The 19,816-nt window shown below is 66.5% G+C and carries 20 protein-coding genes and 1 pseudogene; 8 read left to right on the top strand and 13 right to left on the bottom strand.

Annotation, left to right across the window (positions count from 1 at the left end):
- The first annotated feature begins 10 nt into the window (after positions 1-10).
- The 4 genes and pseudogenes from G5V65_RS08245 to cysE all read left to right on the top strand — a co-directional run bounded on the left by G5V65_RS08245 (position 11) and on the right by cysE (position 3,856).
- On the top strand, positions 11-340 hold the full coding sequence (locus G5V65_RS08245) for a hypothetical protein (RefSeq protein WP_165048829.1): 330 nt from the start codon (positions 11-13) through the stop codon (positions 338-340).
- On the top strand, positions 276-2,705 hold the full coding sequence (locus G5V65_RS08240) for a phage tail protein (RefSeq protein WP_165048827.1): 2,430 nt from the start codon (positions 276-278) through the stop codon (positions 2,703-2,705). The genes G5V65_RS08245 and G5V65_RS08240 overlap by 65 nt, the downstream gene beginning before the upstream one ends.
- A pseudogene (locus G5V65_RS23035) lies at positions 2,705-2,860 on the top strand (DUF7742 family protein); the annotation flags it as partial. The gene G5V65_RS08240 and the pseudogene G5V65_RS23035, both read left to right, overlap by 1 nt.
- A gap of 177 nt (positions 2,861-3,037) precedes the next feature.
- Positions 3,038-3,856 (top strand): serine O-acetyltransferase, encoded by an 819-nt coding sequence (gene cysE / locus G5V65_RS08235; RefSeq protein ID WP_165048981.1) that lies wholly within the window; start codon positions 3,038-3,040, stop codon positions 3,854-3,856.
- A gap of 66 nt (positions 3,857-3,922) precedes the next feature.
- On the opposite strand, the gene G5V65_RS08230 is transcribed toward cysE, so the two are convergent.
- From G5V65_RS08230 to G5V65_RS08205, 6 genes are all read right to left on the bottom strand, one after another.
- Positions 3,923-5,215, bottom strand: coding sequence for a pyruvate dehydrogenase complex dihydrolipoamide acetyltransferase (locus tag G5V65_RS08230; protein WP_165048825.1), 1,293 nt, complete (start codon positions 5,213-5,215; stop codon positions 3,923-3,925).
- 11 nt (positions 5,216-5,226) lie between these two features.
- The gene (locus tag G5V65_RS08225; RefSeq protein WP_165048822.1) at positions 5,227-6,603 is read right to left on the bottom strand and encodes a pyruvate dehydrogenase complex E1 component subunit beta; all 1,377 of its coding nucleotides are present in this window, start codon (positions 6,601-6,603) and stop codon (positions 5,227-5,229) included.
- Between the two features lie 14 nt (positions 6,604-6,617).
- Complete coding sequence (gene pdhA / locus G5V65_RS08220) at positions 6,618-7,607, bottom strand: pyruvate dehydrogenase (acetyl-transferring) E1 component subunit alpha (RefSeq protein ID WP_165048820.1); 990 nt, start codon at positions 7,605-7,607, stop codon at positions 6,618-6,620.
- A 231-nt stretch (positions 7,608-7,838) separates the two neighbouring features.
- The gene (locus tag G5V65_RS08215; protein WP_165048818.1) at positions 7,839-8,141 is read right to left on the bottom strand and encodes an FtsB family cell division protein; all 303 of its coding nucleotides are present in this window, start codon (positions 8,139-8,141) and stop codon (positions 7,839-7,841) included.
- Between the two features lie 174 nt (positions 8,142-8,315).
- A complete protein-coding gene (locus G5V65_RS08210) occupies positions 8,316-9,209 on the bottom strand; it encodes a fructose bisphosphate aldolase (RefSeq protein ID WP_165048816.1) in 894 nt (297 codons plus the stop codon).
- A 119-nt stretch (positions 9,210-9,328) separates the two neighbouring features.
- Entirely contained in the window at positions 9,329-10,519 is a 1,191-nt protein-coding gene (locus G5V65_RS08205) for a phosphoglycerate kinase (protein ID WP_165048814.1), read from the bottom strand.
- Between the two features lie 138 nt (positions 10,520-10,657).
- Between G5V65_RS08205 and G5V65_RS08200 the strand changes: the two genes are divergently transcribed.
- The gene (locus G5V65_RS08200; protein ID WP_165048812.1) at positions 10,658-11,167 is read left to right on the top strand and encodes a peptidylprolyl isomerase; all 510 of its coding nucleotides are present in this window, start codon (positions 10,658-10,660) and stop codon (positions 11,165-11,167) included.
- The gene (locus G5V65_RS08195) at positions 11,157-11,765 is read left to right on the top strand and encodes a peptidylprolyl isomerase (RefSeq protein WP_165048809.1); all 609 of its coding nucleotides are present in this window, start codon (positions 11,157-11,159) and stop codon (positions 11,763-11,765) included. Before G5V65_RS08200 ends, G5V65_RS08195 begins: the two co-directional genes overlap by 11 nt.
- Before the next feature lie 70 nt (positions 11,766-11,835).
- On the opposite strand, the gene tyrS is transcribed toward G5V65_RS08195, so the two are convergent.
- The gene (tyrS, locus tag G5V65_RS08190; RefSeq protein WP_165048807.1) at positions 11,836-13,086 is read right to left on the bottom strand and encodes a tyrosine--tRNA ligase; all 1,251 of its coding nucleotides are present in this window, start codon (positions 13,084-13,086) and stop codon (positions 11,836-11,838) included.
- A 59-nt stretch (positions 13,087-13,145) separates the two neighbouring features.
- Between tyrS and G5V65_RS08185 the strand changes: the two genes are divergently transcribed.
- On the top strand, positions 13,146-14,240 hold the full coding sequence (locus tag G5V65_RS08185) for an anhydro-N-acetylmuramic acid kinase (RefSeq protein ID WP_165048805.1): 1,095 nt from the start codon (positions 13,146-13,148) through the stop codon (positions 14,238-14,240).
- A gap of 3 nt (positions 14,241-14,243) precedes the next feature.
- Here the strand turns inward: G5V65_RS08185 and rarD are convergent, their stop codons facing one another.
- From rarD to G5V65_RS08155, 6 genes are all read right to left on the bottom strand, one after another.
- Positions 14,244-15,125 (bottom strand): EamA family transporter RarD, encoded by an 882-nt coding sequence (gene rarD, locus G5V65_RS08180; protein WP_165048803.1) that lies wholly within the window; start codon positions 15,123-15,125, stop codon positions 14,244-14,246.
- Positions 15,126-15,204: 79 nt separating this feature from the next.
- Entirely contained in the window at positions 15,205-15,630 is a 426-nt protein-coding gene (locus tag G5V65_RS08175; RefSeq protein WP_165048802.1) for a cupin domain-containing protein, read from the bottom strand.
- Complete coding sequence (locus G5V65_RS08170; protein WP_165048800.1) at positions 15,627-15,854, bottom strand: hypothetical protein; 228 nt, start codon at positions 15,852-15,854, stop codon at positions 15,627-15,629. Before G5V65_RS08170 ends, G5V65_RS08175 begins: the two co-directional genes overlap by 4 nt.
- Entirely contained in the window at positions 15,854-17,131 is a 1,278-nt protein-coding gene (eno, locus tag G5V65_RS08165) for a phosphopyruvate hydratase (protein ID WP_165048798.1), read from the bottom strand. The genes G5V65_RS08170 and eno overlap by 1 nt, the downstream gene beginning before the upstream one ends.
- A gap of 48 nt (positions 17,132-17,179) precedes the next feature.
- The gene (locus G5V65_RS08160) at positions 17,180-18,076 is read right to left on the bottom strand and encodes a DMT family transporter (RefSeq protein ID WP_277602915.1); all 897 of its coding nucleotides are present in this window, start codon (positions 18,074-18,076) and stop codon (positions 17,180-17,182) included.
- Positions 18,077-18,078: 2 nt separating this feature from the next.
- A complete protein-coding gene (locus tag G5V65_RS08155; protein ID WP_165048796.1) occupies positions 18,079-18,489 on the bottom strand; it encodes a Fur family transcriptional regulator in 411 nt (136 codons plus the stop codon).
- Positions 18,490-18,623: 134 nt separating this feature from the next.
- On the opposite strand from G5V65_RS08155, the gene G5V65_RS08150 reads away from it, so the two are divergent.
- A complete protein-coding gene (locus G5V65_RS08150) occupies positions 18,624-19,544 on the top strand; it encodes a DMT family transporter (RefSeq protein WP_165048794.1) in 921 nt (306 codons plus the stop codon).
- Positions 19,545-19,816: the final 272 nt, after the last annotated feature.

Genomic DNA, 19,816 nt, shown 5'->3' with positions numbered 1-19,816 from the left:
GGAGTGACATATGCAGGATGGTAGCACGGGCAGGCCGCCCCTTATGGGGGCGGAGCTGCTGGATCATGCGTTGCAGGTTTTCGATGCCGCCGCAGCCGATGTGGCGGCGGCCCTGGAGGCGATGCGCGGACAGGGCGCGGAAGGATCGGGGCGGACCTTGCTGGCCGTGCGCGATCTGCAGGCGGCCTTGGCCGTGCTTATGGACGAGAGGGTGAAAGTTGACAGGCTTCGCAACCAAGTGGCCGGCGTCGTCGGAGAGCGCGCTCTCGACCTCGATGCTGCGCGGGCTGAGATCGGGCGCCGTCTGGCTCGCCTCCGCGACGCCGGAGGCGGTGACTGAGTTCCTGCACGGGCTGAGCGAGGGGGCCTTTCTGGCGCTGCCCTGGCTGTTCGAGTTCTGGGCGCTGCCGCATCAGATCGCGCCGGATGGCGCCTGGCGGACATGGGTGATCATGGGCGGGCGCGGCGCGGGCAAGACGCGGGCGGGTGCGGAATGGGTGCGCGGGCAGGTCGAGGGGGCCGGGCCCGCGGATGCGGGCCGGGCGCGGCGGGTGGCGCTGGTGGGCGAGACGGTGGATCAGGTGCGCGAGGTGATGATCTTCGGCGAAAGCGGGATCCTGGCCTGTGCGCCGCCGGATCGCCGCCCGGTCTGGGAGGGGGGGCGCAAGCGGCTGGTCTGGCCCAATGGCGCGGTGGCGCAGGTGGTTTCGGCCCATGACCCCGAAAGCCTGCGCGGGCCGCAATTCGACGCGGCCTGGGCGGATGAATATGGCTGCCCGGCGGTGGACAAGGGCACGAACCAGCCCAACCTGTTTCAGGATGCGGCCTCGTCCGAGGGGGCCTTGCCGCGCGCTTCGGCGGGGATGCGGGATGACCTGATCCAGATGCAATACTACCGGGCGGTCACGGGCTACTGGGGGCAGGCAGAGGCCAATCCGGTATCGCCTGTCTATGGCGGGCCGATGGTCGATCTGGAGAATGCCCATGCCTGGGCCTGGGATGCGCGGCCCTTTCCGGCCTTTCCGCTGCGCGAGGATGTCTGGTCGGACGGGCCGAACCATGCGCGGGGGCACTGGCTGAACGGGCGGGCGACGGCGCAGCCGGTTGAGGCGGTGCTGGCCGAGATTGCCGAGCGCGCGGGGCTGGACCTGCCGGATCTGGACCGGGTGCAGGGGGTTGTGCGGGGCTATGCGCTGGACAACCTCTCGACGGGGCGGGCGGCAATCCAGCCCTTGATGCTGTCCTGCGGGTTCGATGCGGTGGAGCGCGGTGGGAAGCTTGCCTTCCTGCGCCGGGGCGCGCGGCCCGTGGCCGGGTTCGGGACGGGGGATCTGGTGGAAGGCGGCGACGAAGGCGCGCTGTCGATCCAGCGCGCGGGCGAGGGCGAGGCGGCGGGGCGGCTGCGGCTGTCCTATCTGGATGCCGAGGGGGAGTTCCGCCGTCTGGTGGCGGATGTCCTGCGGCCGGATCATGCCGGGGCGGGGGCGCTGGATCAGGATGTGCCGCTGGCGCTGCTGCCGGAAGAGGCGCGGCGGATGGCGGAGCGCTGGCTGTCGGAGGCGCGGGTGGCGCGGGAGGTTGCGCGCTTTGCGCTGCCCTATTCGGCGATGGGGGTGGGGATCGGCGATGTGGTGACGCTGGAGGGGCAGCGCTGGCGGATCGACCGGCTGGAACAGGCCGAGGCCCTGATGGCCGAGGCCGCGCGGGTGGAGCCGGGGGTTTACCTGCCCGGCCCGGACCGGGGCGAGAAGAGCCGCATTCCGGCCTTTCTGCCGGCGGTGCCGGTCTATCCCGTCTTCATGGACCTGCCGCTGATGACGGGGCAGGAAGTGCCTCATGCGCCGCATCTGGCGGTGGCGGCGCGGCCCTGGCCCGGGCGGGTGGCGCTGTGGGCGGCGGATGGGGCGGATGGCTTCGTGCTGAACGGGGTGCGGACAGAGGCCGCGGTGATCGGCGAGACGGAGAATGCCCTGCCCGCCGCGCGGCCGGGCCTGTGGGACCGCGGGCCCGCGCTGCGGGTGCGCTTTGCGGGGGGCGCGCCTGCAGCGGCGCTGCGGGGGGCGGTGCTGAACGGGGCCAATCTGGCCGCGATCGGGGATGGCAGCGCGGATCGCTGGGAGTTGTTCCAGTTCGCCGAGGCGGTGCTGGAGGGGCCGGATCTCTGGGCGCTGTCGCTGCGGCTGCGCGGGCAATGCGGGACCGAGGCGGGGATGCCCGACTTCTGGCCCGCGGGCAGCCGGATCGTGCTGATCGACCCGGCGGTGACGCAGGTGGATCTGCCCGCGTCGCTGCGCGGGCTGGAGCGGACATGGCGGATCGGGGCGGCGGATCGGGGATTCGACGATCCCGATGTGGAGGAGCGCCGCCTGGCCTTTGCCGGGATCGGGTTGCGGCCCTATGCGGTGGCGCATCTGCGGGCGCGGGCCGTTGCGGGAGGGTTGCGGGTGACGTGGGTCCGGCGGAGCCGGATCGACGGGGACAGCTGGGAATCGGTCGAAGTGCCGCTGGGCGAGGAGCGGGAAGCCTATTCCCTGCGCGTCATGCGGGACGGGCTGGTGCTTCGGACGGTGGAGGTCGGCACGCCGGACTGGACCTATGGCAATGCCGAGAGGTTGGCCGATGGTTCGGGGCCGGTGCGGATCGAGGTGGCGCAGGTGTCCCAGCGCTTTGGGCCGGGGCCGTATCGCGGCATCGCGGTGGATTGATGCGGCGCGTCCTGATCGGGGATCTGCTGGCGCTGGCCGCCTATCTGGAGGCCGCGCCGCAGGAGCGGGCGCAGGCGGTGCTGGCCGAAGTGCATGCCGCGCATCGCTACATGGACCGCTTTCGCCGCCCGCATCCGCGCTGGGGAAATGGCAGCCTGATGTCGCGGCTGGGGCCGGTTTCGGCTGCCGGGCCACGGGGCGGCGGCGGGGTCGCGCCGCTGGCGCTGGCGCGGGCCTGCCTTGCGCTGGAGGAATGGCGGGCGAGGCCATGGTTGGCCTGTCCTCCGCCGCGCCTATATGATATGCGTTCAGTCCAAAGCGGAGGGCGCAGCATGGCCGAGACCAGAGCAAAAGTGACAACCGTCGATCCGGTCTGGACCCGCGTCTGTGACGAGGCGCGCGAGGCCATCGCCACGGAACCCCTGCTGGGCGGGTTGATCCATTCCAGCCTGCTGCATCATTCCGGCATGGAACGCGCGCTGGCCTATCGGTTTTCGCTGAAGCTGGCGAGTGGCGAGATGAGCGAGCAGATCCTTCGGGAAATCGCCGATCAGGCCTATGACAGCGACCCGGAACTGGGGGCGGCGGCGCGGGCGGACCTGATGGCGGTCTATGACCGCGATCCGGCCTGCCATCGCTATATCCAGCCCATTCTCTTCTTCAAGGGATATCAGGCGGTGCAGGCCTATCGCATCGGACATTGGCTTTGGACGCAGGGGCGCAAGGATCTGGCCTATTTCGTCCAGATGCGGGTGTCCGAAGTGTTCGGGGTGGATATTCACCCCGCCGCGCGGGTGGGCAAGGGGCTGATGATCGACCACGCCCATTCCATCGTGATCGGCGAAACGGCGGTGGTGGGCGACAATGTTTCCATGCTGCATTCCGTGACGCTGGGCGGCACGGGGAAAGAGGATGGCGACCGGCATCCGAAGATCGGCAATGGCGTGCTGATCGGGGCGGGGGCGAAGGTGTTGGGCAATATCACCATCGGCAACTGCTCGCGCATCGCGGCCGGTTCGGTGGTGTTGCAGGATATCCCGCCGATGAAGACGGTTGCGGGCGTTCCGGCCAAGATCGTGGGCGAGGCGGGCTGTTCGCAGCCGGCCGTGTCGATGGATCACAAGCTGACGGGTTGCGTCGACTGCGAGTGATGCAAGACATGAAAAAGCCCCCGGAAGCTGTTGCTTCCGGGGGCTTTTCTGTTTCCTGCGTCTGGCTCAGGCCAGCATGGCCATCGGGTTTTCCAGATTGTCCACGATGGCCTGCATCAGTTGCGCGCCCAGCGCACCGTCGATGACGCGGTGATCGACGGACAGCGTCATGGACATGACCGTGGCCACGCCGATGCTGCCATCCTTCATCACCACCGGCTTCTTGATCCCGGCACCCACGGCAAGGATCGCGCCATGGGGCGGGTTGATGACGGCATCGAAATTCTCGATCCCCATCATCCCGAGGTTGGAGATCGCGAAGCTGCCGCCCTGATATTCGTGGGGGGCCAGCTTCTTCGTCTTGGCACGGGTGGCGAGATCCTTCATCTCGGCCGAGAGGGCGGAGAGGGATTTCTGATCGGCATCCCTCAGGACGGGGGTGAAAAGGCCCCCCTCCACGGCGACGGCCACGGCCACATCCGACGGTTTCAGCTTCAGCATCCGGTCGCCCGCCCAGACGGCATTGGCATCCGGCACGGCCTGCAGCGCAAGCGCGCAGGCCTTGATGATGAAATCATTGACCGACAGTTTCACGCCGCGGGTTTCCAACTGCTTGTTGAGCTGTTCGCGGAAGGCCATCAGCGCATCCAGACGCACCTCGCGCCGCAGGTAGAAATGCGGGATGGTCTGCTTCGCCTCGGTCAGGCGGGCCGCGATGGTGCGGCGCATGCCATCAAGCGGCACTTCGGTGAAGGCCCGGCCCTGATACATCTTCAGCACCGTTTCCGCAGCCGGTCCCGTGGGCATTGCCGCGGGCGCAGGGGCTGCTGCCGCCGCGACCGGGGCTGCTGCCGGGGCCGCTGACGCCGCCACGGGCTTTGCCCCTTCCACATCCGCCTTCACGATGCGGCCATGCGGGCCGGAACCCTGCACCTTCGTCAGGTCCAGCCCCTTTTCCGCAGCGATGCGACGGGCGAGGGGCGAGGCGAAGACGCGCGCCCCGCCGACCTTCGGCGCAGCAGGGGCAGGGGCCGCCGCCGCGACCGGGGCCGCTGCTGCAGGGGCCGCTGCCGGAGCCGACGCCTTTACCGGCGCAGGCGCGGCATCGGCGCTTTCGCCTTCCTCGACCAGCACGGCGATGGGCGTGTTGACCTTCACCCCCGCCGTGCCTTCGGCGATCAGGATGCGGCCGACGGTGCCTTCATCCACGGCCTCGAATTCCATCGTGGCCTTGTCGGTTTCGATCTCGGCGATGATCTGGCCGGACTTGACGGTATCGCCTTCCTTGACCAGCCATTTCGCCAGCGTCCCTTCCTCCATCGTGGGGGACAGGGCGGGCATCAGGATCTCGGTTGCCATGATCCCCTCCCTTACCGGTAGCAGACGGATTTGACGGCGGCGACCACTTCGGCGGTCGTCGTCAGGGCGAGCTTTTCGAGGTTCGCCGCATAGGGCATCGGCACGTCTTTCCCGGTGCAGTTCACCACCGGCGCATCCAGATGGTCGAAGGCCTTCTGCATGATCGTCGCGGCGATGTGGTTTCCGATGGAGCCCACGGGGAAGCCTTCCTCGACCGTCACGCAGCGGTTGGTCTTCATCACCGAGGCCAGAACCGTGTCATAGTCGATGGGGCGCAGGGTGCGCAGGTTGATCACCTCGGCGCTGATCCCCTCTTTCGCCAGTTCCTCTGCCGCCTGCAGCGCATAGGTCAGGCCGATGCCGAAGGAGACGATGGTGACATCCGTCCCCGCCCGCAGGATCGACGCCTTGCCGAAGGGAATGGTGAAATCACCCTCTGCCGGAACCTCGAAGGACCGCCCGTAGAGGATTTCGTTTTCAAGGAAGATCACCGGGTTCGGATCGCGGATCGCGGTTTTCAGCAGGCCCTTCGCATCCGCCGCCGAATAGGGCATGGCCACCTTGATGCCCGGAATGGCCGCATACCATGCCGCGTAATCCTGGCTGTGCTGCGCGCCCACGCGGGCGGCGGCGCCGTTCGGTCCGCGGAAGACCATCGGGCTGCCCATCTGGCCCCCCGACATGTACAGCGTCTTGGCCGCCGAGTTGATGATGTGGTCGATGGCCTGCATCGCGAAGTTGAAGGTCATGAATTCCACGATCGGCTTCAGCCCGCCCCAGCTTGCGCCGACGGCGATACCTGCAAAGCCATGTTCCGTGATGGGCGTATCCACCACGCGCTTGGCGCCGAATTCATCCAGCAGACCTTGGGAAATCTTGTAGGCCCCCTGATATTCGCCGACCTCTTCCCCCATCAGGAAGACGTTCGGATCGGCGCGCATCTCTTCCGCCATCGCCTCGCGCAGCGCTTCGCGCACTGTCATGGTCTTGGTCGGCACGCCTTCGGGCAGGTCCGAATGGGGCCAGCCCTGCGCCGCCACGGGGGCGGGCGTCGCAGCCGGGGCCGCGACTTGCGCGGGGGCCGAGGCGGCAGGGGCCGCAGCCGCCGCAGCAGCCGCCGGGGCAGGGGCGGCATCGGCCGACTCGCCCTCTTCCACCAGAACGGCGATGGGCGTGTTCACCTTCACCGATGCGGTGCCTTCGGCCACCAGCAGCTTTCCAACGATCCCTTCATCGACCGCCTCGAATTCCATCGTGGCCTTGTCGGTTTCGATCTCGGCGATGATCTGGCCGGATTTGACCTTGTCGCCTTCTTTCACCAGCCACTTGGCCAGCGTGCCTTCCTCCATCGTCGGAGAAAGCGCGGGCATCAGAACTTGCGTTGCCATCTGTCTTTCCCCCCTTACGCGTAGATATCCGTCCAGAGCTCCTCCAGCGGGGGCTCCGGGCTGTCCTTGGCGAATTCGGCGCTTTCGTTGACCAGCGCCTTGATCTCCTTGTCGATGGCCTTCAGGTCGTCATCGGACGCAAGGCCGCCCTGCAACAGCAGGTCGCGCACATGTTCGATGGCGTCCTTTTCCGACCGCATCTTCTCCACCTCTTCCCGGGTCCGGTATTTCGCCGGGTCCGACATGGAATGGCCCCGATAGCGATAGGTCATCATCTCAAGGATATAGGGGCCTTCGCCCGCGCGGCAGGCGGCAACCGCCTTTTCACCCGCCGCCTTCACGGCCAGCACGTCCATGCCATCGACCGCCTCGCCCTTGATGCCATAGGCGGCACCGCGTTCCCAAAGGGAGGGCGACTTGGTCGACCGCTTCACGCTTGTCCCCATCGCATATTGGTTGTTCTCGATCACGAAGACGACGGGCAGGTTCCAGAGTTCCGCCATGTTGTAGGTCTCATAGACCTGGCCCTGGTTCGCGGCCCCGTCGCCGAAATAGGCAAAGGTCACGTTGTCATTGCCCAGATACTTGTCGGCGAAGGCCAGCCCCGCGCCCAGCGGCACCTGCGCGCCCACGATGCCGTGGCCGCCGTAGAAGTGCCGCTCTTTCGAGAACATGTGCATGCTCCCGCCCTTGCCCTTGGAATAGCCGCCGATGCGCCCCGTCAGTTCGGCCATCACGCCCTTGGCATCCATGCCACAGGCCAGCATATGCCCGTGATCGCGGTAGGAGGTGATGCGCTTGTCGCCTTCCTTGGCCGCGGCCTCAAGCCCCACGACCACCGCTTCCTGCCCGATATACAGGTGGCAGAACCCCCCGATCAGGCCCATGCCATAAAGCTGGCCCGCCTTCTCTTCGAACCGGCGGATCAGCAGCATCTCGCGGTAATATTTCAGCAACTCGTCCTTCGACACGTTCGGTCGATCGGCTGGCTTCTTCGCGGCCATCGGCGGTGTCCTCCCCTCGGCTGGCAATAAAGTAGTTCAACGTTAAACGACCTATACCGTATCGGGGTTTCTTGGGTCAAAACAAAAAATCCGGCGCAAGGCCGGGGGGGCGCATGGCTGCCATGCAGCAGGGGAAAGGCTGGCAGGGGGTGGCGAGGCCCCGCCCGGACGCGATCCGGGGCCTCTGGCGATGCGGTTATGGGGAGGTCCCGGGTCGGGCCCGGGACAGCGTCAGTGAATGACGACCTCATCGGCGCGGACATAGCCCAGGACGCTGCGCGCCTGTTCGTCCAGCAGGTCGATATCGAGATATTCATCCGACAGGCGCGTCGTGCGATTCTGCATTTCGGCCAGTTCGGCGGCCAGACGATCGCGTTCTGCCATCAGCACCTCGGCCTCGGCGGCGATCTCGACCTGGCGGAAGACGCCGTAATCGCCCTGCACCGCGGCAAAGGTGAAATAGCTGCCCAGCGTGAAGGCCAGAAGGAAATAGGCCAAGGCACCAAGCGAGGGCCGGGTGGAATTCTGTGACATCTGCGTCCGCCTCATGCCGCCCCTCTTGCCGGGGGCGCGTTTGAAAGGAGTTCACCATATTCCCCGGGCGGGACCAAGGGCCTGCGGCCTTGCCCATGGCCGGAAGGCAAGGAATGGGGCATCCGTGCCACAGGAACGCCGGCGGAGGGGCCGGCCCGATGGCCGGCCGCCCCTTCAGCCCGCCACAGAGGCGGCCCAGATCCCTTCGATGGCCTGGCCCAGCATGGCGTTGAATTCGGCATCGGACTGCTGGGCATTCAGCCCTTCGGTCAGCGCGCGGCTGAAACTTGCGATCACGCCGCGATTGCGCGCCAGGATGGCATTGGCCGCATCCCGTGCATGGCCGCCCGACAGGGCCACCACCCGCAGCACGCGGGGATGATCCACCAGCGGCAGGTAGAAATTGTCCACGCTGGGCAGGCTGAGCTTCAGCATGACCTGCTGATCGGCCGGAAGCCTGTCCAGCTCTGCGAGGATGGCATCGCGCAGCAGCGATTCCGCGGCGGCCTTGTCGGGGATGGAGATCGTCACCTCGGGTTCAAGGATGGGCATCAGCCCCGCCGCGATCACCTGCCGGCCGAGCGCGAATTGCTGGGCAACGGCGGCCTCGATCCCTCTGGCGTTGGCGGCATTGATGACCGAACGTTCCTTCGTGCCAAAGATCCCGGCGGCAACGGCGCGCGCCAGCAGGGCATCCAGCCCGGCGATGGGCTTCATCAACTGCACGCCGTCGGCTTCGGCCTCCAGCCCCTTGTCGATCTTCAGGAAGGGGACGACGCCGCGCTTTTCCCAAAGGAAGCGGGCGGTCGGCGTGCCGTCGACGGTGCGGTCCATGGTCTGTTCGAACAGGATGGCCCCGATGACCTTTTCGCCGGTGAAGGCGGGCGAGGTCATGATGCGGGCGCGCATGGCATGCATCAGGTCGAACATGCCCGCCTCATCGGACCATGCCGTTTCGGCGATGCCGTATTGGCGCAGGGCCTTGGGCGTGGAGCCACCCGACTGGTCGAGGGCGGCGATGAATCCCCGGCCCTCGCGCATTTTTGCGGTCATTGCGGCGGTGGTCATGTCTGCTCTCCCCGTGGAACATGCTGCCTGCGCACATAGCCTGGGAAAAACCCGTCCGGCAATGCAGTTAGCGCCAACGCAGATGGAAATTCGGGCACCTTTTCCAGATGCCCGACCGTTCAGGCCATCAGCGCGGAAACGCCGGGCAGATCCTTGCCTTCCATCCATTCGAGGAAGGCCCCGCCCGCGGTGGAGATGAAGGTGAAATCCGCCGCCGCCCCGGCCGCGTTCAGCGCGGCGACCGTATCCCCCCCGCCCGCAACAGAGACGAGCGTTCCGGACCGCGTCAGCCGGGCCGCCGCCTTTGCGGCGGCATTGGTGGCGGCATCGAAGGGCTTGATCTCGAAGGCGCCCAGCGGGCCGTTCCAGATCAGCGTCCGGGCCGATTCGAACACCGCCTGAAGGGCGGCCACCGTGGCAGGCCCGGCATCGAGGATCATCGCATCCGCTGGGCAGGCGGTGACGGCGACCGTCTCGTTCGCGGCCCCGGCCTTGAATTCGCGCGCCACCACAACGTCGACGGGCAGATGGATGGTGCAGCCCGCCGCCCTGGCCTTGGCCAGGATGGCGCGGGCGGTATCGGCCATGTCACGTTCGGCCAGCGACTTGCCGACTTCCACCCCCTGCGCCACGAGGAAGGTATTCGCCATCCCCCCGCCGATCACCAGATGATCGACCTTGGTCACCAGATTTCCCAAGAGGTCGAGCTTGGTCGAAACCTTGGCCCCGCCCACCACCGCCACGACAGGCCGCACCGGATTTCCCAGCGCCGCCTCGAGCGCGCGCAGTTCCGCCTCCATCAGGCGGCCCGCCGCTGCGGGCAGCAGGCTGGCGATCCCGGCGGTGGAGGCATGGGCGCGATGGGCGGCCGAGAAGGCATCGTTCACATAGACATCGCCCAGCGCCGCCATGCCCTGGGCAAGGGCGGGATCGTTCTTTTCCTCGCCCGCGTGAAAGCGGGTATTCTCCAGCAGGACGACATCGCCCGCCGTGGCTGCGGCAATCGCCGCGCTGGCGGGCGCGCCGATGCAATCGGCGGCAAAGATCACCTTGCGGTCCAGCGCCGCCTGAAGCGCGGGCAGGACATGGCGCAGGCTCATCTCCGGCACGACCTTGCCCTTGGGCCGGTCGAAATGCGCCAGCAGCACCACCTTGCCGCCGCGCGCGATGATATCCTCGACCGTGGGGCGGATCTTCTCGATCCGCGTGGCATCGGTCACCCGGCCCGCCTCCATCGGCACGTTGATATCCACCCGCACCAGCACGGTCTTGCCCGCCAGCGCCACATCGTCGAGCGTCTTCCAGCCCATCATCGCCTCCTTCACGGAATGGTGCCCCCTCTTTCCGCCGCTTCCCGCCCCCCGTCAACCATGACGCAGGCTTTCGCCCTTTCCATGACAGTGGCGCACCATTAGGTTCGCCCCCGAAGAAACCGAAGGATTCCCCGCATGGCCGATATCAAGGACCCCGAAAACACCATCATCCTGACGCTGAAGGATGGGGAAGTGGTCATCGAACTGCTGACCGACATCGCCCCGAAACATGCCGAGCGGATGAAGCAGCTTGCCCGCGACAAGGCCTATGACAATGTGGCCTTCCATCGTGTGATCGAGGGCTTCATGGCCCAGACCGGCGATGTGGAAAACGGCAATATGGAGAACAACTTCAACCTGCGCCGGGCGGGCACGGGCGGATCGCAATATGACGATCTTCCCGCCGAGTTCAGCCGCATCCCGCATGATCGCGGCACGCTGGGCGCGGCGCGTTCGGCCAATCCGAACTCGGCCAACAGCCAGTTCTTCATCAACTTCACCGACAACCATTTCCTGAACGGGCAATACACCGTCTATGGCCGCGTGATCAAAGGCATGGAACATGTCGACAAGATCACCCGGGGCGAGCCGCCGGCCAGCCCTGACCGCATGATCACCGTCCGGGTGGCCGCCGATGTCGCGTGACCGGTTCATCGCGGCGGGGATCTTCGCCCTTGGTCTGGCCGCGCTGGGTGGCTTTGCGCTCAGCCAGTCGGCCACGGCGCAGGATGCGACCGATGGGCCGGGCCCGAATCTGGTGATCGAGGTGGCGGGCGGCACCGCCGGGACCATCGTGATCGACATGGCGCAGGACGTGGCCCCGAACCATGTGGCCCAGATCACCGCGCTGGCGCAGGAAGGCGCCTATGACGGGGTGGTGTTCCACCGCGTGATCGACGGGTTCATGGCACAGACGGGCGATGTGGAATTCGGCAAGACCGGGGGCGATCTGTCGATGGCCGGGATGGGCGGATCGTCCAAGCCCGATCTGGCGGCGGAATTCTCGTCCCTGTCCTTTGATCGTGGCGTGGTGGGTATGGCGCGGTCGATGGACCCGAACAGCGCCAATAGCCAGTTCTTCATCATGTTCGCCCCGGCCCCGCATCTGGATGGGCAATATACCATTGTGGGCAAGGTGATTTCGGGGATGGAGGTCGTCGACGCCATCAAGAAGGGCGATGAGGCGGCAAATGGGGCCGTCGAGGCCCCCGATTACATGGCCAAGGTCACCGTGCAGGAGTGATCCTGCCGCAGAACGAATTTTCTGCGAAAATTCGGGGCCGGCCGCTTTGGCGGCCGGCGCCTTTCCATCATTAGCCGAGTGTCACGAGCGCGTGGCGCTTTTTCCCGGCGGTCAGCTTCAGCGGTTCGGCCAGATCCCCCGCGCCCAGCCGCAGGGCGACATCGGTGACGATCTCGTCATTCACCCGCGCCCCGCCTTCGGCGATCAGCCGCTTGGCATCCTTGCCCGAGGCGGCAAGCCCCGCCCGCACGAAAAGCTGCACGATGCCCACGCCATCGGCGATCTCCTCGGCGGCCAGCTGGATGGCGGGAAGATCCTCGCCGATCCCGCCCTTCTCGAACACCTCGCGCGCGGTCGCCTCGGCGGCGGCGGCTGCCTCGGGGCCGTGCAGGAGCGCCGTCACGGCATTGGCGAGGATGATCTTCGCGGCGTTGATTTCCGCCCCGGCCAAGGCGCCGAGTCGGTCGCATTCCTCGACCGGCAATTCGGTATAGAGCTTGAGGAACCGCCCGACATCGGCATCCGTCGTGTTCCGCCAGAACTGCCAGAATTCATAAGGCGACAGCATCGCCCCATCCAGCCAGACCGCGCCCGAGGCCGACTTGCCCATCTTGCGCCCGTCGCTGGTGGTGAGCAGCGGCGAGGTGAGGCCGAAGATCTCGCGGTCAAGCACGCGGCGGGTCAGGTCGATCCCGTTGATGATGTTGCCCCATTGATCCGATCCGCCCATCTGCAGAAGGCAGCCGTAGCGGCGGTTCAGTTCGAGGAAGTCATAGGCCTGAAGGATCATGTAGTTGAATTCGAGGAAGGACAGCGACTGCTCGCGATCAAGCCGCGATTTGACGGATTCGAAGGACAGCATGCGGTTCACGCTGAAATGCCGCCCGATGTCGCGCAGGAAATCGAGGTAGTTCAGGCTGTCGAGCCATTCGGCATTGTTGAGCATGATCGCATCAGTCGCGCCCGCGCCATAGGCGAGGTAGCGGGCAAAGACCTTCTGCATGCCCGCGATATTGCTGTCGATCTGCGCGGGTGTCAGCAGCGGGCGCTCTTCGGCGCGGAAGGAGGGATCGCCCACCTTGGTGGTTCCCCCGCCCATCAGCGTGATCGGCTTGTGGCCGGTCTTCTGCAGCCAGCGCAGCATCATGATGTTCAGAAGATGCCCCACATGCAGGCTGGCCGCCGTGGCATCATAGCCGATATAGGCGGGGACGATCCCCTTCACCAATGCCTCGTCCAGCGCCTGATAATCGGTGCAGTCGGCCAGATAGCCGCGCTCGATCATCACGCGCATGAAATCCGATTTCGGATGGTAGGTCATGGGTCACCCGTGCTTTATGATGCCGGTGGGGTATAGCCGGGGCAGGGGGCAAGGGGAAGATGCTGAAAGGCGGCGCAGTCTGGGCCCTGGGATGCATGTCGGGAACCTCGCTCGACGGGGTGGATGCGGCCATGCTCCTGACCGATGGCGAGCGGATCCTGGAGTTCGGGCCGACCGCCTTTCGCCCCTATGACGCCAGTGAACAGGCGGTGCTGCGGGCGGCCCTTGGCCGCTGGCCGGGCGAGCCGGGGGTAGAGGAAGCCGCCGCCGTGGTGGAGGCCGCCCATGCCGAGTTGCTGTCGCGCTTTTCGGGGGCCGGGATCATCGGCTTTCACGGCCAGACGCTGGCGCATGATCCGCGCGGGCGGGGCACGCATCAGGCGGGGGATGGCGCGCTGCTGGCGCGGATGCTGGGCTGCCCGGTCGTGTGGGATTTCCGTTCGTCGGATGTGGCCCTGGGCGGACAGGGCGCGCCGCTTGCGCCGTTCTTCCACTTCGCCTGCGCCCGCCATGCCGGGGCGACGCAGCCTTTGGCATTCCTGAACCTTGGCGGGGTGGGCAATGTGACATGGATCGACCCGCGCCAGCCCGCGCCGGAAAGCGCGGGCGCGCTCTTGGCCTTCGATACCGGCCCGGCGAATGCGCCGATCAACGATCTGATGCAGGCGCGCGAGGGTTTGGCGCAGGATCCGGGCGGGCGTTTTGCGCTGGCGGGCGCGGTGGATGAGGCGCGGCTGGAGGCCTTTCTCGCCCATGGCTGGTTCCATCGGATGCCGCCGAAATCGCTGGACCGGAATGCCTTTCATGCGGTTCTCGACATCGGCAACCTGTCGACCGAGGATGCGGCGGCCACGCTGACCGCCGCCGCCGCCGCTGCCGTTGCACGCGGGGCCGAGCATTTCCCGATCCCCGTGACACGGGTGCTTGTCTGTGGCGGCGGGCGGCACAATGCGGCGCTGATGGCAGAGCTTGCCGCAAGGATGAAGGTGGATGTCGCCCCGGTCGAAAGCATCGGGCTGGATGGCGACATGCTGGAGGCGCAGGCCTTCGCCTTTCTGGCGGTGCGGGTGGCGCGGGGGATGGCCACATCGGGGCCTGCGACCACGGGCGTTGCCGCGCTGGTTGGCGGGGGGCGGGTCAGCCAGCCGGACTGATCCCTAGCGCTGGCGCAGCATGGAGGCGGTGTAGATCACCAGCGCCGCCCAGATCATCGGAAAGGCCACCGCGCGGGCCATGCCGAAGGGTTCGCCGAACAGGAAGACCGCCGTCAGGAAGATCATCGTCGGGGCCACATATTGCAGGATGCCGATGGTGGACAGGCGCAAGAGCTTTGCCCCATTGGCATAAAGCATCAGCGGCACCGCCGTCACGACGCCTGCGGACAGCAGCAGCAGCGTGATCAGGCCATCGCCAAGGAAGACCATCTCGCCCCGGGCCGCAATCCAGCCCATCCACCCCAAGGCGAAGGGCATCAGGATCATCACCTCGAGCATGAAGCCCTGATTGGGGCCAAGCGGCAGCCGTTTCTTCAGATAGGCATAGAAGCCCCAGGAAACGGTCAGCCCCAGCGCCACCACCGGCACGCGGCCCGCCTCATAAGTCAGCACCAGCACGGCCAGCGCGGCCAGCGCGATGGCGGCCCATTGCGCGCGGCTGAGCCGCTCCTTCAGCAGGACCGCGCCAAGAAAGACGGAAAACAGCGGGTTGATGTAATATCCCAGCGCCGCCTCGAGCGCCTGGCCAGACTGGATCGACCAGACATAGATCGCCCAGTTGACCGAGATCAGCGCAGCGGTCAGCCCTGCCATCCCGATCATGCGCGGGTTGCGCAGGGCCGCGCGCAGGTCTGCGGTGCGCCCCAGCCAGATCAGGATCGCCCCGGCCACCGGGACCGACCAGATCACCCGATGGGCCAGCACCTCCAGCACCGGCACATCTGATAGCGCCTTCATGTAGACGGGCAGGAACCCCCAGAGCATGTAGGCCGCGAGGGCAAAGCCGAAGCCGCGCGCGCTGTCCCTGTTCTCTGCCCTGTCCATGGCCCCGGTTACCCCAAGGGCGGGACGGGTGCCAATGCTATCTTGTGCCCGTCACAATCGGCCATCCGCGCGAGGGACGCTATCCGCGTGGGATGTCAAACCCCGGCGGGGCGAGGGTGAAGCCGTCGAACAGGAAGCCCGGGCTGACGGTGCAGCCCACCAGCGACCAGTCGCCCGTGCTGCGCGCGGCCTGCCAGTGATCCTTGGGCACGATGCCCTGCGGGCGCTGGCCTGCCAGCAGATCGGGGCCAAGCAGAAGATCCGTCACCGGCCCCGCATCGCCGGGGGCAACCGACAGGATCAGCGGGGCGCCCGCGTGGAAGTGCCAGATCTCCACCGCGTCAACCCTGTGCCAATGGCTTGGCTTGCCCGCCTCCAGCAGGAAATAGATCGCGGTGCCGACGGGGCGGCCCGGCCCATCGGCCACCCATGTCTGGCGATACCAGCCCCCCTCGGGATGGGGGGCCAGATCAAGCGCGGCGATCACCGCCTGCGCCGTGGTCATGCCTGCCGCATCCACCGCAGCAGGCCGAAGACCATGGCCACAAGTCCGACGCCCATCAACCCGCCGCCGATCATGCCGGTGATCCGGCCGATCTCGGCCGCGGCCTCGGGGGATTGCGCGGGCGGCAGGAAGGCGGGCAGGGCAAAGGCCAGCCCGCCAAAGACCAGAAGCGTAAGACCCATCAGGAAGGGGCCGCGGGAAAACAGGCTCTTGCGTGCCATCATCAGCCCTTCAGGATGGAGGCCCCGGCATATTCGGCGGTTTCGCCCAGCATCTCTTCGATCCGGATCAGCTGATTGTATTTCGCCAGACGGTCCGACCGCGACAGCGAGCCGGTCTTGATCTGCCCGCAATTCGTGGCCACGGCCAGATCGGCGATGGTGGCATCCTCGGTCTCGCCCGAGCGGTGGCTCATCACATTGGTATAGCGCGCGCGATGGGCCATCTCGACCGCCTGCAGGGTTTCCGTCAGGGTGCCGATCTGGTTGACCTTCACCAGCATGGAATTCGCGCAGCCCTTCGCGATGCCTTCGGCCAGGCGCTTGGGGTTGGTCACGAACAGATCGTCGCCCACCAGCTGCACCTTGCCACCCAGACGGTCGGTCAGCAGCTTCCAGCCTTCCCAGTCATCCTCGGAACAGCCATCCTCGATCGAGATGATGGGATAATCCGCCGCCAGACCGGCAAGGAAATCGACGTTTTCCGCGATGGAAAGCGACTTGCCCTCGCCCTTCATCTCGTACCGGCCGCCCTTGAAGTATTCGGTCGCCGCGCAATCCAGTGCCAGATAGATATCCTCGCCCGGGCGATAGCCTGCCTTTTCGATGGATTTCAAAATGAAATCAAGCGCGTCGCGGGCAGAGTTCAGGTTGGGCGCAAAGCCGCCCTCATCGCCGATCCCGGTATTGTGGCCCGCATTCTGAAGCTCTTTCTTCAGCGTGTGGAACACCTCGGATCCCATGCGGATCGCGTCGCGGATATTCTCCGCGCCCACCGGCATGATCATGAATTCCTGGATGTCGATCGGGTTGTCGGCATGTTCGCCGCCATTGATGATGTTCATCATCGGCACCGGCAGGACCCGGGCCGAGGTGCCGCCCACATAGCGGAACAGCGGCTGGCCCGATGCCTCGGCCGCGGCCTTGGCCACGGCAAGCGACACGCCAAGGATGGCGTTCGCGCCAAGGCGGCCCTTGTTCGGCGTGCCGTCCATCTCGATCATGGTGCGGTCGATGCCGACCTGTTCCATGGCGTCGAAGCCGACGATCTCTTCGGCGATTTCGCCGTTCACGGCGGCGACCGCCTCCAGCACGCCCTTGCCCTTGTAGCGGGACTTGTCGCCATCGCGACGCTCCACCGCCTCATGCGCGCCGGTCGATGCGCCCGAGGGCACGGCGGCACGTCCCATGACGCCGCTTTCAAGGGTGACGTCCACCTCGACGGTGGGGTTGCCGCGGCTGTCGAGGATTTCGCGGGCATGGATGTCGATGATCGTGGTCATGGCGGATCTGCCTCCGTATCGGACGGGTGGATGCTCTCGCCCGTTCGTTTAGCGGCTGTGGCCCTGCAAGGAAAGGGCGCGTTTGCGGGCACGTTCGCGTGCCAGCGCGTAAAGGCCCGAACCGATGATCATCGTGGCCCCGATGAGCATCGGCAGGTCGGGCGTTTCGGCGAAAACCGCCCAGCCGATGGCGATGGCGAAGACAAGCCGCGTATAGCGGAAGGGGGCCACGACGGCCACTTCCCCCGTGCGCGAGGCCGATACCACCAGCCAATAGCCCACCGTGCCGAAGGCGACCGCCCCCAGCAGCGTCGCCGCCTGAACCCCGTCGGGCCGCATCGCGCCACCCTCGACCATCAGGCCCGCCCCCAGAAGGGCGACGGAAAGCAGGCCCCAGGCCGAAACCTGCGCCGATGTGCAATCGGGCGGGATCGCGCGGGTGGCAAGATCGCGCAGCGTAAGCCCCGCCACCGAGACGAGAACCCAAAGCGCCTCGGGGCGAAAGCCGTCAAGGCCCGGGCGGATCACCACCAGCACGCCGGTGAAGCCCACCGCGATGGCCGACCAGCGCCGCCATCCCACGCTTTCGCGCAGAATCACGGCGGCGCCCAGCGTCACGGCAAGGGGCAGGGCCTGAAGCACGGCCGAAACCGTGGACAGGGGCACAACGGCCAGGGCGGTAAGATAGGCGAAGGTGGCGACCATCTCGCCCAGATTGCGCGCCAGCACGGCGGGATGCAGGGCGGCGCGGGTCAGCGTGCGGCCACCTTCGGCCCGGGCCATGAGCATGAAGATCGGCGCGCCAAAGGCCCCGGCGGCAAAGATGACCATGCCCACGGGCATTTCGGCAGCCGCGAGTTTCAGGAACATGTCCTCGACAGCGAAGAACGCCATGGAGGCGACCATCAGCGCGATGCCGCGCAGGTTCTGCGATGCATTGTCCAAGGTCAGGGTTTCTTGATCGGCACGCCCAGCAGTTCCAGCCGGTGCCCGACAAGCCTGTAGCCAAGGCGCGCAGCGATGCGTTCCTGCAGTTCCTCGATCTCGGGATCCACGAATTCGATCACGTCGCCGGAATTGACGTCGATCAGGTGATCGTGGTGGTCGCGTTCGGCATCTTCATAGCGCGCGCGCCCATCGCCGAACTCAAGCTTGTCGAGGATGCCCGCCTCTTCGAACAGCTTCACCGTGCGATAGACCGTGGCAATGGAAATGCGCGGATCAATGCGGGCGGCCCGCGCATACAGCTCTTCGACATCGGGGTGGTCTTCGGCATCGCCGATGACGCGGGCCACGACCCGGCGCTGATCCGTCATGCGCAGACCCCTGGCCTCGCAGCGGGCGATGATATCCGCCATCCCGTGCCCTTCCTTCTTCCCTTGCGCCGGATTTACGTGATCCGGTCGCGCGGGACCAGTGCTAACGTCTTGCATGTCGATTCGACGCCACCGCCGGGACAGGCCGGGCGTTGCGGCCGGGAGGGGCGGGGAAGATGCAGCGGAAGGACAGGCTTGACGCCTTTGGCGCCGGGGCGCTGCTGGCGGTGACGCTGCTGCTGGCCTTCAACCAGATCCTGGTGAAATGGATCAATGACGGGCTGCAGCCGGTATTCTTTGCCGGGCTGCGTTCGGTGCTGGCGGTGGTCTTCGTGGCGGGCTGGATGGCCTGGCGGGGACGGCCGCCGCGGCTGACAAGGGGCGATCTGCTGCCGGGCCTGCTGATCGGCACGGTCTTTGCGGCGGAGTTCCTGTGCCTGTTCCTGGCGCTTGACCTGACCGCCGTCAGCCGCGCCTCTGTCATCTTCTATTCGATGCCGGTCTGGTTCGCGCTGATGGCGCATTTCCTGCTGCCCGGCGAACGGCTGGTGCCGCAGCGGGCGCTGGGGCTTGCGCTGGCCTTTCTGGGCACCGCCTGGGCGATCCTGTCGCGCGATGGCGACAGGGCGGGCAGCCTTGCCGGGGATCTGCTGGCGCTGGGGGGCGCGCTTGGCTGGGCGGGCACCGCGATGATCGCCCGTGTCTCGCGGCTGAAGGCGGCGGGGCCCGAGATGCAGCTCTTCTGGATGGTGCTGGTTTCCGGGCCGATCCTGATTCTGCTCTCGCCCGCCTTCGGCCCCCTGATCCGCGAAGTGACACCGCTACATGTAGTGGGTGTCATCTTCCAATCCTCCATCGTTGTGGCGGGGGGCTTTATCGGATGGCTCTGGCTTCTGTCGGTCTATCCGCCCTCGACGGTGGCCAGTTTCTCTTTCCTTACCCCGATCCTGACGATCTTCCTGGGCTGGTCGCTGCTGGGTGAGTCGGTCTCTCCGGCGCTTCTGGGGGCGGCGCTGCTGGTTGCGGTGGGAATTGCGCTGATCAACCGAAGGCCTGTCCCCGGCAGGGAATCGCAGGGGGGCGGGGCAGGGCGCTGATCGCCATATTCAACCTTGCCGTGAAATCCCTGATCCAAGCCCGCGCGATTGCGCCAGAATTCGCCGATGTCCCAAAGTTTCGCCGGTGTTTTTCCACCGGGCTGTCCACAGAATGGCGGCGTTCCGCCGACCTGTTGCAGGAAAACAGTCAAGCGAAAAATCGCCCGCAGGACCCCAAAATTCCCGTTGAATGCAGTCACGGTTTACGACAGTTTGACGAAGCCGACGGGACGGCCACAAGATGTAGTGGCTACCGGGAGGCAAAGCAAAGA

This window comes from Paragemmobacter kunshanensis (genome assembly GCF_011059185.1).
Lineage (GTDB): Bacteria > Pseudomonadota > Alphaproteobacteria > Rhodobacterales > Rhodobacteraceae > Paragemmobacter > Paragemmobacter kunshanensis.
The sequence above is the reverse complement of the archived record's forward strand: the minus strand, read 5'-3'. Positions and strand labels throughout refer to the sequence as shown.